This window comes from Arsenicibacter sp. R0_47 (assembly GCF_057652235.1).
On sequence record NZ_JBYFCJ010000002.1, the window covers coordinates 483,092 to 498,382 of the forward strand.

The window sequence follows — 15,291 nt, forward strand, 5'->3', positions numbered from 1 at the left end:
CATCCGGAATCTTCTTTGTCCCCTTTTTGGGGTGTATTGAAACAAAAAAGCCTCAAAACGAATGTTTTGAGGCTTTTTGCGGTCCGGACGGGATCGCTGAATTTTAGAGTTAAATGTCTATAATTCAGCATTTTAGTCTTTATTTTACATGATTGCTTTATTTAATTGTACCCTAATTTGCACTCTGAATAGATCAAAAACTTAATTTTCTGGGGGCCCCTTCTTCTCTGTGTCACCCCTAAATGTATCCCAAGTGCTTTTAGAGGCTCTTGAACTGTCATACCTATCTTGGTAAATCCTGACTAAGCCAAAAGACTCTTTCCTGTTCTTCCGAAGGGCATTTAAGAAAGGATTAGGCTCTGTTACAACATTTAATTCTGATATACTTACGAGTAGCCTATATAGCTCATTATCAGAATGAAAAGCTCTGTCGATTATTTCGTTATAATCCTTCTCTTTATATTTCCGTTCATACGAATCGTAAGTTACGACTTCGCCATTAGGTGAATCTTTAGAATCTAGCATGGCTAATCTGTCTAACTCTTCATCTTCTATCTTTTCAAGCTCTCCTATGTCATAGCGTTCGGCTATACTGTGGAAAGCTGAGTTAAAGTGATTGTTTAGGGTGCTGATAACCACGTCGATATACCTCTCGTTTGCCCTATTAAGAGCTTCTAGCTCTTTAATTCTTTTCTTTAACTCAGAGCATTCAATTGCGCTTTCTGCTTGGTAAGTTGATATTGTCTTACCGTCATTATCAAGCCCATTCAAAGGCTTACCTCCTGTGATCAGTTCCAGCAGCGAAACTCCTAGACCATCTGCTATTGCATTAAGCTGTTCTATACTGAGTTTATTACCTCTTTTCTCCAAACGCGGATAATTGGTAGGTTCTATACCCAAAGAACGTGCTAAATCACTTTGTTTGACCTTGCGGCCTTCCCTAATGATTTTAATATTTTCTGATATATCCATCATAGTAACTGATTGTTTGTGCAATAGTAATTAATTATAGAGAATATAGATTAATACAATATGACCAAAAATATTCATCAAAATTTGTTTTTATTCATCACGTACCGATATATTTGTCTGGTAAATGATCACAAAGTATATGAGAACAGAAGCAAGAACACCTATTGCATCGGCTTATGATGCGTATCAACAGAGGGTAGGTATGATGATACGCCCAAATAGTCAGTTTTATGAAAGAATTGGCATTAATCGTAAGCGATTTGCTCAACTCCTACGGGGGGAGAAATCACCTACTACTGACGAAATCAGAGAGTTAGCTAAATTTTTTCAGATTAATGTTACTGACCTGATCTAACCATGTTTAACCCATCTGTAAAGTTAGCACAGGTATTTGCATCGTACTTGTCCTCTCGAGGCGGAAAGATGAAGCCCAAAGAGAGAGAAGATTTTTACACACACATAGAAATTCCTGAACCACGCTTTGAAAGCCTTCTGTCTGGAAGTGAAGCTCTTACGCTTGAAGAAGCCAGAAGAGTAGCTGACTTCTTTCAAATTAAAATAACTGAACTCATATAAAACAAGAAAGCCCATCGGTACACGACCGAAGGGCTTTACTAATTCAAATTCAAATTAATATGACAAATTTAAGAAAAATCGAACGTGCTTTAGCTAATGGCACCCTACGTTTAAAGGCTAATTCTTTCAGCCTTTGCGCATTAAGTCCCCGTAAACGTACCAGAACGATCCGGTTCAGGATTCGGGCCAATAAAACGGAGCTGGTTGTATCGACCGGTATCAGAATGCCCGCCAATCCTGATGACTTCGACCGTAAAGCGATGGTAATTAAGGGTAATCCATTAGCAAGCCGTAAACTACAAGGTCTACGGGATGCTTGCTTTCAGGCCTTTACAGAGAGGGATATACTGGGTAAAAGAATAGATGCCCGCACTATATACGGGATCGCAGTTGGCAGGCGTGGACATGAAGTTGATGGTCCCAGTATGAGTGAAGTACTGGACGCTTATTTGGCTTTATATGAGAAAATGCAAGCCGCAAATAATATAATGGCTTGTACTCTTCAACGCTATACGCGTTTTACAAGCCTGCTTAAAGAGTTCTTCAAAAAGTACTTAAAGACAGATAGAATAGAAGATCTTAAGCCAGCAATACAGTATGATTTATTATTGTTTTTCAAAGGCGAAAAACAGCTATCACATAATTATACCTTAAAGCTTTTTCAGTATGTGAAATCTGCTGTGAACTATGCCGTTGCCAATGAATGGGCTGACCGAAATGTCTTACAGCACATTCGCTTAAAGAAATATAAAAAAGACCCGGTTGTACTATCTGAGGAACAATTAACAGCCATTCGGAAATTAGAGTTAACTGATCCTTCCGCCATTTTAGTCCGTGATATATTTCTTGCTCAATGTTACACCGGTTTTGCCTATGCAGATATTTCAGAACTAACGCCTAGTCACTTTTTTTACTTCCAGGGTGTAAAATGTTTGCTTAAGCCAAGAGTAAAAAACCGTGATAAAGGAATATCGGCTTTTGTTCCTGTTTTTCCTGATGCAATGGCCATTTTCGAAAAGTATGCTAAAGATAAACGGTGTTTATTATCCGGTAATTTATTACCAGGCATATCCAATCAGAAAGCAAATCAATGGCTGAAAATTATCTGTATTTCAGCCGGAATTAAAGAGGTAATAACTACCCATATAGGGCGGAAGACATTTACCCGATATGTGGAAGATATGGGCTTTACGCTGAATGAAATGGCTACTATGATGGGTCATACAACGGCAACAATGACAGAGCAACACTATTACAGCCGTCGTAGAGAACCGATTATTGTCAAGTTTAAGCAGATTTTTGGCAATGGACAAATAGACGGTAATCAGTCAGAAGACAAAGCCGCTTAAATCGTGATACCCCTATGAGTGAGGAACAATTTACCACTGTAGTTTTAGCTGTTGATGGTCTGTCTAATACAAGTCTGGAAATCAAGGGGTTGATAATTGAACTATTGGCCCTAAATGCCCGTCTGACCCTTGAATTATGCCAGCTAAGACGCGTAATTACTGAACGAGAAATAACGGAGAAGCTAAACGCTGAAAGACTGTAAAAAAAGAAGCCCCGTCATTATTGGCGGGGCTTTCCTGATATTCTGCTTTACTCTTTAACGCTAAGTAAAATGATTACAACGCAAATAACGAAGATTTTTTAACAGCTAAAGATGAAAACGCAAAAATTAATTAAAAACAATGTTAATCAAACCTATTTTTCTGCCAGGATGGCAGAATTAGGTATTTCCGATGAATTAAACACGGTTACGGCCGAATTTGATTTTTTAGATGATTATTTGGCCAGACAAGTACCGTTATTTTCTGAAAACTCACAAGGCGGAATTGATATTTTATATGTCGGTTTGCAGGGTGTAAAAAGCTATTTAAAGAATGGCAAGAAAGAACTACCTTATGTACGTACCCGGAACCATCCGGAGCAATGCAAAAAGGGTTTACCACGTTATTTAACACCAAAAGGAGCCGGAACACAGGTATTTATTCCCCCAATGGTTCTGAATGCCTATTCAGAGAAAAAAGAGATAAATACGCTTGTTATTACGGAAGGAGAGTTTAAGGCTTTTAAAGCCTGTATGAACGGTTTATATTGCCTTGGTTCACAGGGCATTCATAATTTACATGAAAAAGACGAAAATGGCAATAATATCCTCAATACAGAGATTACAGCGATCATACAAACCTGTCAGGTTAAAAATGTCATATTGTTACTGGATAATGATTGTTTAACCGTCGAGTATGAAGCGGATAAAGACCTGGCAAAGCGGCCGTATTCATTTTATACGGCCGTTAAGAATTTCCGGGAATATACGAAGCGTATAAATTGTGACGTTTATTTCTCTCACCTTAATACTGATCTCACCACTAAAGGTATTGATGACCTTTTATGTAGTTTACCTGATGATTCAAAAAAGGTGGTAGAAGATCTGATTTCACTCAAGCAAAAAACGAAGTATTTCTACACGCTTAATATCACTGATAAGAGTCTTACAGCCCTAAAGGGATATTTTCACCTAAGCGGGGTAAAAGCCTTCTTCGAGAGCTATAAAGACATAATAACTGACAAAGTTTTCAAGTTTATGGGCTACTATTACCAATCCGACGGTAAAGACCCTAAAATGCTTGTCAGTGAAGAAGTTAACCGGTTTGTACGGATTGGTGATATTTACTATAAGCGTATTTATCGACCGGATAAAACGGGTAAGCTTGAACCATGCCTTGAAAAGCGTTCAAAGACTACAATTATTGATGATTATGGGGTAATGGCGATCAAGCACATTAAAAAGTATGAAGCCTTTTGCCTGGTACCTTCTCACATAAATTATCAGCAGGAGATTGCTAATTGCTATAATGCCTATCATAAGCTGAGCCATGAACCGGCGCCCGGTACCATTGAAAACAGTTTGAAAATGGTTAACCATATCTTCCGTGATAAAGCTGATTTCGGGTTAGATTATATTCAGCTACTGTACACAAAACCAGACCAGTTATTACCCATTATTTTACTACAATCGGAAAAACGGGGAACGGGAAAATCAACGTTCGGTCAGTGGCTGATTGATATTTTTGAGTCTAACGCCTCAAAGTTGGGTAATCAGGATTTAGAATCAGACTTTAACAGCACCTATGTCGAGCGTTTATTAATCGTTGTCGATGAAACAGCCTTATCCAAAAAAGTAACTTCCGAAGCGATCAAGAAAATGAGTACTGAGCAGGGGAAAGTATGGGTAAATGCCAAAGGGATGCAGCAGTACGAAACGGACTGGATCGGGAAGTTTGTGTTTATTACCAATAACGAAAATACCTCATTATACATCGGCAAAGGAGAAACGCGGTACTTTGTCCGGACGATAGAGCCCTTTACTGGTGGCGATGAAAAGGCGGATGCGGATATGCTCGAGAAGCTGCGGGATGAGATACCCGCTTTTCTTCATTATCTGCAAGAACGGAAGCTGCACCATCCACGGAAAGGCCGTATGTATTTTGATTTTGAGGTGTTCAGGACACCGGAACTACATGATACCATTGATGCTAATATATCGGTGGTCGAGCGTGAACTACGGCAGCTACTCGCCGATAGCTTTGACGCTTTCCCGGTCGAGCGTGAGCTATGCTTTTCGATCAATGATCTGTTTCAGGAGCTGAAAGAGAAAAGCCGGTATGGCATTGATGAATCGACCATCCGGAATAGCTTAAAGCGTGACTTCAAGATTGTGCCAGACGGGCAAAGACGCTACAATTATTACAGTTTACGGGCTTACCAATTGTCACATACCGAAGAGCCGCTATACGCGCGTAGAAACGGACGGCCATACGTGTTCAAACGGTCAGATTACGGCAGTTACTGACCCAGGTAGAGTACAATATTGACGACCGGCAGCGATGCCGGTTTTTTTATGCCCGAAAAATTAGAAAAGTACAAAAATAGAAAGGCGTTTTTTCGTGTGTAAGAGACGGCTTTTTTACCTGAAAATCGACCAAAAATGGCCTAAAATGGGCATTTGTTTCAGTTTTGAAACAGAGGTGTAACAAAACGTAATAAATGTTGAAACAGCCATATAAAAAAGAGGCCGAAAAAACGGGTATATATAAAGAAGTCTTTATTTGTATGTAATAGGTTGAATTTTAAAGTGTTAAGTCGAAAATGAGCAAAAAACGGTGTTTTTATGACTGAACTACTCTTAATTTTGAAACTTTTGTTACAAATAATAAAAATAGGTAGTTAAATTATTGATATTCAAATTGTTGAATGTGTAACAAAAGCATAAACATTTTGTTACATTTTGTTACACTTGTTACAGGTGTAACAATGTAACAAATGTAACAACTTTTTGAGGGGTTCCCCCGTAGATAGCCATACAGACAAGGCCTGAAAACTATATAAAGTATAAGAATGGTCAATGAAACACAGGTAATGATACCGGTTATGCTTACTGTTTACCTTACCGAAGCTGCAAGATTTTTTTTGCGTGATTTGTCCGGCTTTTGAATACCGCATATTGCAGCTGCCACCGCCGGTTTTGATGATGCCCGCAGATGGAAATTTCCTTTTTTCTTATTGGAGTGCCGGAAAACCGGCCAATACCACCATTTCTATCGGTTTTCACCCCAAGAAATTTCCTTTTATGGATAAAGTTCTGAAAATCAGTTGATTAACTATCTTTAAAAAAGTTGCACTGTTTTGAAAGTTTAAAGTGCTAATAATCAAACTATTAACTGCTATTTAAAACTTTTTTGACCCGTCCTTTTCTTGATTGACCCCGCCCTTTGACAGTTTTGGAAAATGAAAATGAAACCTTTTCCGAATATCTGTAGGAAATTTTGACCTGTTGTCGCTCGGTTAGTGGTAGATTCTCAGCCTTTGAAAAGAAGAGTTGACGGCTTTTGAGTATGCAGGACAACATCCGGATATATGGAAATTTCCAGTATAAAACTCGGATTGTTTCCAATTTTAAAAGCCATATATCCTTTTCAGCTTGTGCAAATTGGTCCTTTAGATTTGATGGTACTGGAGTGAGCTTTGTCCCATTCATTTAAAGCCAAAGGCATAACAGTTATGCATGTATTGAACCTGGTTACGGGTACACCATCCAAGTACCTTAAGCAAGCTCTTGACGAGCGTGGGCATACCTATGACACCATTGATGCACGTGATACCTATCTGTTCACGTCTGAGAGCGTTAACGGGTATGACCGTATCTATAACGGCTCATCGGCGCTCGAATCACCCAAACGGCTGGTAGTTCAGAACTATGACGCTGTAATCAGCCGAATAGGGAATCAGCTCTCTCTTTGCGTCTCAACGCTGCGCCATCTGACGGAGAATCTGGGTATCTACTGCCCGCAGACCTCATTAGGACTTTTAATGGCTCAGGACAAGCTTTGGACAACTCAGGCATTAAGTGCTAATGGTGTACGAACTCCGCTTACGGTCTTTGCCATACGGCCTAATCATGTGCCTTTTCTGGTCGATAAATCAGGCGGTTTGCCGGTTGTTGCCAAACAGTTAACAGGCTCTCAGGGTTCCGGCGTGTCGATCCTGGAAACCCCGCTTTCGACGAATACCACATTAGAGAGCTTTGCAAAGGCTGGTATCCCTGTTAAGCTTCAGCGGTTTATTAAAGCCCTTGCCAGTTCAAACGGACAGGCAACCGATATACGGGCCATTGTAGTAGGGGAGAAAGTAGTAGTGGCCATGGAACGTACCGCCAATAACGGAGATTTCCGGGCGAACCTCTCAAAAGGTGGTAGCGGCCGTCAAATCGAATTAACCGACGACGAAACCCAAATGTGTATTGATGCGGCCAAAGCGGTAAAGCTGGAATTTGCCGGCGTCGATCTGATCCGGGAAAAGAAGGGTAAAACGTATGCGACGGAAGTAAATGGTAATCCGGGAACGGGCATTATCGACATTACGGGCCATAACTACTTTATCGACCTGGTTAAACACATTGAGCAGAAAACGGGTAAACGGTCATCTTCTCAGTCAAAGCCAAAAGAGGAAAAGAAGGAAGCAAAGGCCAGCGCAAGCACAAACATAGATGAAACCCAAACCCGGCAGCTAAATGAGTATAAGCGGCTAAAAGCTAAATCGGAAAGTACTGGTTTGGATATTCAGGAACATGCCTATATGACCTGGCTCCGTAACCGGATTCCTTTCTGGAAGTAGCCAGCCGGATATCGCATCAACATTTCAGACAGCTAAAGGAAATGTCAACAGAAAGAGAGTTAGAAGGCATGAGTTTTATGAAAAAGCTCATGGGAAAGAAAAAGCGCAAGGAAGCGTTAACGGCTGATGAAAAGCGTTTCTATGATCACAACCGGCAGAAAAGTAAGGAGTATGCGAGTGTAATTGGCCTGCCATATTCAGACCGGCAAGACCAAGAATAGGCATGAAAAAGCGACGCAAGCCAAGGGAGCCACAGCACATATCCGTTTACGTGAACAAGGTTTTGTTGAATGCAAGATTACCCCTGCCAACTGTGTTTGTGAATGTATATGTAAATGAGAATAAAGAGAAGCGATAGATGAATATAAAAGGTAATGCCTTGTTTTCAGGGCATTACCTTTTATATTCATCTATCGCTATTATTGATTCATAAACATATAGTTTTTAAGAATAGGCTTGAACCTTACTATAGTGGGCATAGATAACGATAAAAATTCCAACAGATGGAATAATACTGTTTGTGTATCATGTTGAAGCCAGCCTGTTAAAGGTCTCCTATCAGCATCCATACCTGCAAGTGGCCCTTTCCCATCACCTAGATTAACTAAATAACCTTTTTTTAATATATAAACAGCATCGATACACTGTTCAAATGAGATGGATTTGTCTTTACAGTATTCGGAAATAATGCTATGAACCTTTGTCAAAGTCAATTGAGATTCATATGCAATAAGAAAAAAAGGAGGACTTTTATAAAATCTATTGTGTTCAGGGTTACCATACAGCTGATCGCCATCTTGATACTTTGGAGTAAGCTTCTTGCACTGAGCTGCATTTTCAAGAGTTGCTTTAAGGTGGGCACTAGTAAGATTGGTTTTTACTTCTGCAATAGCTGTTACACCTTCCACAAAAAAAAGACCCGGTTTATGAGGTGTAAAGGTAAAAGGATGGTCTTGATTGGTGATCACAATATCAGTTTGTCCACTATGATTCCCATACGAATCAATTATTTCCCCATTACCAACTTCGTATTTTCTAGGTAGGTACTGTTTCAAAAAGTCTGCAAAAATATTTTCAGTTGAAGTGCCTTTGTTACCTGCGTGCTTGTAGGTTAAACGTATTTCCTCAATAGTGCTGAGCATTTGTGCTTCTGCCCTGGAGATCTTTTCTGATAGATTCATAGAAGAAGTTATAAGAAAATAAAACAGTACTTTTCAGAAGGTGTGTTTGTTGTACAGTTATGGGGTACAGTATATAAGCAAAAACCCCTCAAAACGTTAAATTTTGAGGGGTTTACTTTACTTCAGCGGTCCGGACGGGACTCGAACCCGCGACCCCCTGCGTGACAGGCAGGTATTCTAACCGGCTGAACTACCGAACCGTTTGCTTTCCGATTTCATTTTTTCGTTGCCGTTGTGGTGAAATCGTGGTGCAAAAGTATAGCGCAAACCAATACGACGCAAGCCCTCCTCCAAAAAAAGTTGAAAAAAAACAGCGAAAAAAAATCGTAAAAAACGCTTCTGCTTGATTTAGAGTAGGTTTTGAGGTAGATTTTTTTTGGAAATATAACAACTTTTTTTGACTGGGTGTTATGCATACAGGACGGGCAGGCTGTCTGCACGTCAAAAAAAGTGCGGCACAATCAGAAAAATTTGAATGATCCGGCCCCTTTTGTATGTTAGAACCCAAAATAATCAGCAAACAACACGATGAACAGCACGAATGCATATGACGAAATGATTCAGCGGGGCTACAACCGGGCATGGCAGGAGGGGAGCCGCCCGTTTCCGGTCGCAAGCTTCGAGATCATGCTCCTGACGCATGCACAGCAACAGGCCAATGAAAAAGAAAAGGCGCTCTTCCTGCGCCTGAACCATATATTCGGATGGGACCTCAACCGCCGCGAGCAGAAACACTACCTGCACCAGATGGAAAGCGGTGCTACCCTCATCCTGACCGATACCGCCCGGACTATTTTATGGGCCAGCCACAGTATTCTGGCCATGACCGGCTATTCGGCGCGCGAAGTGCTCGGCAAAACACCTCATCTGTTTCAGGGGACAGCTACCAGTCCGCTTATGACTGACCGGATCCGGCAAAGCCTGCGCCATGCCAGTCCGGTCAGCGTTGAACTGACGAATTACCGTAAAAACGGCGAAGCTTACCAGTGTACGATCAATATTGACCCGCTCCGTAACCAGCAGGGTGAACTGACCCATTTTCTGGCCGTAGAGCGGGAAATGAGCTATTAAAATTAGCGGGTTGCTGAGACTGGTTGCCGGGCCGCCGGTTTACCGGCCTCAAGCAACACCTCTAACCGGCGCACTTGCTCTGCCAGTTGCTGATAACTGGTTTGGCTGGCGTCTAACCGGGCTTTCAGACCGATGACTTCAGCATGAAGGTCTTTTACTGCCTGCACAAGCGGCACCACAAACAGGGTATAACCCACAGTGTAGTATTTGCCGCCTTCTTCCTGCTTTACACCTTCAAAATTATAACCGGCGGCTTTGGCTGCTGCCTCAACCTCCTGCGCCAGAAAACCGCTGTGTAGAACCGGATCCTGTACCCCCGCTTTTACCGGATGTCCGGTCAGCTGTGCTTCCTTCTGCTTGTTGACATAATAGGTGACGGGCCTGAGCCGGGTGATAAACGAAAGCCCCGGAACGTTGGCCGTAATCTGTTCCTTTATGCGCTGGTCCGATAACGTAGAAATTGTCTGTACATTGGCACGGATGGCTGTAATGGTGTTATCACCCAGTACAATGGTGTTGCTGGCGTTCACAATGGCGTTGGCTCCGATGGCTGTTGCATTAGTCAGGGTCGGACTGCCGGACGGGGGACCTGCATTGTACCCCAGTGCGGTATTAAAATTGCCGCCGGTATTATATTGCAGCGCCAGCGTACCAGCCGCCGTGTTGGCCTGCCCGGTCGTATTGAGCCGCATCGACAGATTACCGGTTGCCATATTGCTCTGGCCCGAAGTGTTGTTCAGCAGAGCAGAGCCGCCGAATGCCGTATTATCATGCCCGTTGGTGTTGTTGTAAAGCGCATCAGTACCGACGGCAATATTCGAGTAGCCCGTTGTTGTTTTAGCCTGCGCATTTGAGCCAACAGCGGTGTTTTCGTAACCGGTACTGTTTGTCTGTAGCGAGCCGGCGCCCAGGGCCGTATTATTGCTGCCGGTTGTATTGCCGGTCAAAGCTACTTGTCCCATGGCCGTATTGTTGTTGCCGCCGGTATTACCTTGCAGTGCCACTGCTCCCACAGCTGTGTTGCCGATGCCACTGGTGTTGCTGAATAACGCCTTATACCCTGCTCCCGTATTAAAACTGCCGCTTGACAGGGTATAAAGGGCTGATGTTCCAAGTGCGGTATTGCCCTGGCCGGTAGGTGTCGCTGTAAATGTAAGATAGCCAAATGCTACATTGAAAAGAGCAGGGTCAATCCGGCCGGATGGCTGATTATTGACCCGAATGGCAAATGGCGTATTATCGGTCGTACCCAGAAAATTGGTCGTGCTGTTAGTGCCGGCATTACCGGTCAGGCTCCAGCCGCTGCCTCCCCCGCCAGCATTAACAACACCGCCAGGTGTCCATACCGGTGCTGCGGCGGTGCCGGTGTTCACTTCGACCTGATTGGTCGTGGCGTTGAAGACCAGTAGGCCCGTTGCGGGGTTTTGTATCTGTCCGCGCTGGGTAGTAGTTACCACCGGTAACAGCAGGCCGCGATACGGGCTTCCGGTAGTGTACGGGCCCGACTGGACATCCAGCGAAGCAGAGCCGCTGAACGTACCGCCCGGAGGGCCTATACGGATCTGGGCATGAACAGACAAGGCGGAAAGGCTCCAGACGCTAAGGATAGCTAAAAATGGAGTAGTCTTCTTTCTCATAAAAAGAACATGTTTGATGGTTGTGTGTCAGCAATGCGTATTAGCCGGATTGTAGCTGCCGCTACGGATTATGGGTGCAGATTATGGTTAACTGCGTAACGGAAGTTATCCCGGATTGTTTCGGAAAATTAGCCTCTGCCTGGCATCTGACCAGGCAGAGGTTCCTGTAAAATCATGATTGGTTTTACGTACTATTTTGCCCTTGAAGAGCCCTTATTGGTAAATAGGTGTGTTTAAAAAGTAAAAAAAGAGACCTGTACAGTAAAACAAAGGCTGCTTAGTTTGTGCCATCAGTCAACCACCGCCGTAACGGAAACGTATGTTAAACAATTTACATATACCTCAAACTTTATTAACTGCCTGGTCGGATAGTATGACCCGTTTCGAAGACTATTTTCAGCTCATTTGTGAGTTCTATACCAAACAGGGTATGTGCTCGCAAGAGGCTATTCATCTAATCAAAGACGATTATGTGAAAAAGCTGCAGGAGGTTGAAGAGGAGATTAGTACCATTGAACGGTTCACGCAGCATAATATGGCTTTTGTCAATAAAAAAGCTGTGGAATATATCCTGATCAGACATATGGAGGCAATTGATGAACTCAGTGCCCGACTGGCTGTTTGCTTGGAGCTGCTGCGCAAGGGCGAGGGGCTATGTCATGCAGTTTGCCTCTATAAAGCAAGTAAATCTATAAGCGCCTGAAACAATCAACGTTATGCCCTGACTAATTCACTAACCTTTTAAATGTAACGTTTATGAAGTCTTTAATGCTATTGCTTTGCTGGATTAGCCTAATGGCTTGTCAGTCTGAAAATGTGGGTACGCCGGATCTCAAACCGGAGGTTGTCCAAACCGAATGTGCTTATCCTGGTCTCGCGGGGACGCCGCGAGCGGGATATGTGATGGGTAACGCTGCCCGTTACACGACAATTAACGGCGAGGCTGTTTTTCAGCGCGATATTATGTTACGTCCCGAAGACATTACTATGGAGCCGGTGGGTGCTCAGACAACCGGCAGGACACGGCAGACGGCAAAATGGCCAAATAAAATTGTCTATTATCGGATTGATCCGGCGTTGCCGAATCCGTCGCGGGTTTACTCGGCTATGGCTCATATTGAAGCAAACACAGCAATCCGGTTTGTTGCCCGTACCACCCAGCGCGGTTATGTGCTTTTCCGCAACGGCAGCGGCTGTTCGGCCAACGTGGGCTATTCCGGAAGCTTGCAGTACGTCAATCTGGGCATCGGCTGTACGACTGGCAATACCATTCATGAAATCGGACATACGATCGGGCTTTGGCACGAACATACCCGCTCTGATCGTGATCAGTTTATCCGGATCAACTACGATAATATCGTCAATGGATACAGCTACGATTTTGATACCTATGTCGTTCAGGGCTACGACGGATTCGACTATGGCAATCAGCTTGACCTGTCATCGGTGATGATGTACGGGCCCTACGATTATTCCAAAAACGGGCTTCCAACCATCACCCTGAGTGACGGGTCCTTATATACGATACAGCGCAATGGGCTATCTCCCCTCGACATTGCAACCATTAATGCCATGTATCCCTGACATAACGTTTATGACGTATTGCTCCGCCGTACTGATCTCCGGATTGGTACGGCTTTGTAGCTATAAGTGACTATGTCTTTTCTGATGATCTTGTTTGGAAACTAGCCTGCCGGTGCCGGTAAAACGGTATCTTGTTATTGTTAATTGCTTGTTTTACAGTGATGAATCTTAAATTTTGTTTAAAGTTTTCATTTTTTTAGCTGCCATAAATCGTATGTATTTATTGGAGATAATTGATATTGTTTCAAAATGATACATGGTTGTTATTGACTATGTAAATGCGGCAAATAGGCTCTCTGTACACATTTATACCTTGAATGCTATATTGCACGAATATAATAAAACCATGTTTGCTAAAATGTAAACTAAAAATGAATGTATGTAAGAGAATGGTATATATATTAATGAGATTCATATATTTGAGAAACGTTTAGGGGGATAGGTTATGATAAACGGATATAGGGCTAAAGTACTGGTGGTTGAAGATGATTATGAGCTACATAGCAATCTGAAAGACTTTCTGGAGCTCTATGATTTGGGCGTAGCGGTTGCGCCGAACGGAGTGGAGGCACTGGCACTGCTCAAAACAGAACTTCCTGATATCATTGTCTGCGATATAGTGATGCCTGGTATGGACGGGACTACTTTCCTCAGTATTATACAGGCACAGGATGAATACCGGCAGATTCCGTTGATCTATATGACCGGTATAACAGATCCGAAGGAAAAACTGCACGGGTTACAGCGTGGGGCGATTGACTACCTGATCAAACCGTTTATGCCGGAAGAGCTGCTGTATAAAATCAACAATATCATTCAGTTACGAAAAGGGCCGGATCCAGTAAAAACTGTCGGAGACGCGGAGGAAGCCGTCGTATTCAGGAAGCAGTTTGAAGACATTCTGAAGCAGAGTTACCACAATGTCAGCCTGTCGCCCGATGATATTGCCGAAAAAGTGAATATGAGTGTTTCGGCGCTGCAGCGGAAAATTATGCGGTATTATCACTCGAATTTCAGTCTGGTTGTGAAGCAATACCGTCTGCAGAAAGCCCGGCTTCTGCTTTCGCGGAGTGACCGGTCGATCGACGAGGTAGCGCGGATGTGCGGTTTCAGCAGTGCGTCATACTTTTCCCGTATTTTTAAAGAAACCAGCCGCATGTCGCCGATGCAATACCGGTTGCAGCAACTGGAAAAAAACTAACCGGAAACGAAGGCAATAGGGTGGGGCATATAACATGCCCTGTTAACGGAGCCGGTATTGTGCCCCAAACCGGAGATAGTTGCTGTAAGCCTCATTAATACCGCCTACCCAGCCTTCCTTGTAGTTGACAAGCCCGCGTGAGTAACCGGCAAACAGGCCGGCCCGCCGGTAATGGATGGTTGCCTGAAGCCTTGGCCGGATGTCAAAGCTGATATACTTGCGGTCGACCGATGTAGTATAAACCGTACCGTTAGCGGGTTCCGCACGTCCGTTCTCCCGGGAACTCAGCAAATAACCGGCATCAAATCCGGCCTGAAAATCAACGGCTACACCGTACTCCGTCGGAAAACGAAAGCCGATGTAGGGGTTCAGGGTAATAAAGCGGTTTGACAGATACGTGTGGCCGATGACCGGCAAATTCGGGTTGACACCTCCTCGTATGATCGTGCTTCCGCCGGTAGTTGGGGTATAGACATAGACGTCCCGCAAATCAATTTTACTGGGTAGGTTTTCAAATCCGATCCCGATACCGGCGAAAAGCTTCCGCTTGTTAATCCGCTGGATCTGAAACGAAACGCCCTGACTAATACCGGCTTTTGCCCCAAAGGCGTTGTTGGTGGATCCTTCGTAGGAAGTGCCCCGGTTGTATACATTCAGGAAGGAGGTATTCTCCGCTGAGTGCCCGCGAAACGAAAATAAGCCGGATTCAAGAGTGACCATCATCTCGGTCTTCTGGCCAAAGGAAAGGGCAGGAATAACGAAAAAAAGCAGTGTGTAAAAGGGTGTTTTCATGTGGGATATGCGTTTAATGCGGATACGGATTAACCGGTTATTCCTGTAACGCAACCCTTTATAAAAAAGTATTGTCTTAGCAGGAAATCATTACCGGCAA

The 15,291-nt window shown here is 43.5% G+C and carries 15 protein-coding genes and 1 tRNA gene; 11 read left to right on the top strand and 5 right to left on the bottom strand.

The window, feature by feature from the left end:
- Window positions 1–201: 201 nt before the first annotated feature.
- Window positions 202–975, bottom strand: coding sequence for a helix-turn-helix domain-containing protein (locus AC23NW_RS05260; RefSeq protein WP_487448148.1), 774 nt, complete (start codon window positions 973–975; stop codon window positions 202–204).
- A gap of 136 nt (window positions 976–1,111) precedes the next feature.
- Here AC23NW_RS05260 and AC23NW_RS05265 point away from each other — a divergent pair, with 136 nt between their 5' ends.
- The 7 genes from AC23NW_RS05265 (at window position 1,112) to AC23NW_RS05295 (ending at window position 7,946) form a co-directional block, all read left to right on the top strand.
- Window positions 1,112–1,327, top strand: coding sequence for a helix-turn-helix domain-containing protein (locus AC23NW_RS05265; protein ID WP_487448149.1), 216 nt, complete (start codon window positions 1,112–1,114; stop codon window positions 1,325–1,327).
- A 2-nt stretch (window positions 1,328–1,329) separates the two neighbouring features.
- A complete protein-coding gene (locus AC23NW_RS05270) occupies window positions 1,330–1,548 on the top strand; it encodes a hypothetical protein (protein WP_487448150.1) in 219 nt (72 codons plus the stop codon).
- A gap of 59 nt (window positions 1,549–1,607) precedes the next feature.
- Window positions 1,608–2,897: a hypothetical protein gene (locus tag AC23NW_RS05275; RefSeq protein ID WP_487448151.1), complete on the top strand. Its 1,290-nt coding sequence runs from the start codon at window positions 1,608–1,610 to the stop codon at window positions 2,895–2,897.
- Between the two features lie 14 nt (window positions 2,898–2,911).
- Window positions 2,912–3,100 (top strand): hypothetical protein, encoded by a 189-nt coding sequence (locus AC23NW_RS05280; RefSeq protein ID WP_487448153.1) that lies wholly within the window; start codon window positions 2,912–2,914, stop codon window positions 3,098–3,100.
- A 111-nt stretch (window positions 3,101–3,211) separates the two neighbouring features.
- Window positions 3,212–5,404: a DUF5906 domain-containing protein gene (locus AC23NW_RS05285; RefSeq protein WP_487448154.1), complete on the top strand. Its 2,193-nt coding sequence runs from the start codon at window positions 3,212–3,214 to the stop codon at window positions 5,402–5,404.
- Between the two features lie 1,208 nt (window positions 5,405–6,612).
- The gene (locus tag AC23NW_RS05290) at window positions 6,613–7,725 is read left to right on the top strand and encodes an ATP-grasp domain-containing protein (RefSeq protein WP_487448156.1); all 1,113 of its coding nucleotides are present in this window, start codon (window positions 6,613–6,615) and stop codon (window positions 7,723–7,725) included.
- 41 nt (window positions 7,726–7,766) lie between these two features.
- A complete protein-coding gene (locus AC23NW_RS05295) occupies window positions 7,767–7,946 on the top strand; it encodes a hypothetical protein (protein WP_487448157.1) in 180 nt (59 codons plus the stop codon).
- Between the two features lie 198 nt (window positions 7,947–8,144).
- Here AC23NW_RS05295 and AC23NW_RS05300 read toward each other — a convergent pair whose 3' ends face one another.
- Both AC23NW_RS05300 and AC23NW_RS05305 read right to left on the bottom strand, forming a co-directional pair.
- On the bottom strand, window positions 8,145–8,906 hold the full coding sequence (locus AC23NW_RS05300) for a DUF6602 domain-containing protein (protein WP_487448158.1): 762 nt from the start codon (window positions 8,904–8,906) through the stop codon (window positions 8,145–8,147).
- Window positions 8,907–9,032: 126 nt separating this feature from the next.
- Window positions 9,033–9,106 (bottom strand) — tRNA-Asp (locus AC23NW_RS05305).
- A 328-nt stretch (window positions 9,107–9,434) separates the two neighbouring features.
- Here AC23NW_RS05305 and AC23NW_RS05310 point away from each other — a divergent pair.
- Window positions 9,435–9,977 carry a PAS domain-containing protein gene (locus AC23NW_RS05310; RefSeq protein ID WP_293834386.1) on the top strand — a complete coding sequence of 181 codons (543 nt, stop codon included), beginning with the start codon at window positions 9,435–9,437 and terminating at the stop codon, window positions 9,975–9,977.
- A 2-nt stretch (window positions 9,978–9,979) separates the two neighbouring features.
- On the opposite strand, the gene AC23NW_RS05315 is transcribed toward AC23NW_RS05310, so the two are convergent.
- Entirely contained in the window at window positions 9,980–11,614 is a 1,635-nt protein-coding gene (locus AC23NW_RS05315; protein ID WP_487448160.1) for a tail fiber domain-containing protein, read from the bottom strand.
- 319 nt (window positions 11,615–11,933) lie between these two features.
- Here AC23NW_RS05315 and AC23NW_RS05320 point away from each other — a divergent pair, with 319 nt between their 5' ends.
- The 3 genes from AC23NW_RS05320 to AC23NW_RS05330 all read left to right on the top strand — a co-directional run bounded on the left by AC23NW_RS05320 (window position 11,934) and on the right by AC23NW_RS05330 (window position 14,399).
- Entirely contained in the window at window positions 11,934–12,317 is a 384-nt protein-coding gene (locus AC23NW_RS05320) for a hypothetical protein (RefSeq protein ID WP_487448161.1), read from the top strand.
- 92 nt (window positions 12,318–12,409) lie between these two features.
- Window positions 12,410–13,198, top strand: a complete 789-nt coding sequence (locus AC23NW_RS05325) for a M12 family metallopeptidase (RefSeq protein WP_487448162.1) — start codon at window positions 12,410–12,412, stop codon at window positions 13,196–13,198.
- 445 nt (window positions 13,199–13,643) lie between these two features.
- The gene (locus tag AC23NW_RS05330; RefSeq protein ID WP_487448163.1) at window positions 13,644–14,399 is read left to right on the top strand and encodes a response regulator; all 756 of its coding nucleotides are present in this window, start codon (window positions 13,644–13,646) and stop codon (window positions 14,397–14,399) included.
- A gap of 42 nt (window positions 14,400–14,441) precedes the next feature.
- Here the strand turns inward: AC23NW_RS05330 and AC23NW_RS05335 are convergent, their stop codons facing one another.
- Window positions 14,442–15,191 (bottom strand): hypothetical protein, encoded by a 750-nt coding sequence (locus tag AC23NW_RS05335; RefSeq protein WP_487448165.1) that lies wholly within the window; start codon window positions 15,189–15,191, stop codon window positions 14,442–14,444.
- Window positions 15,192–15,291: the final 100 nt, after the last annotated feature.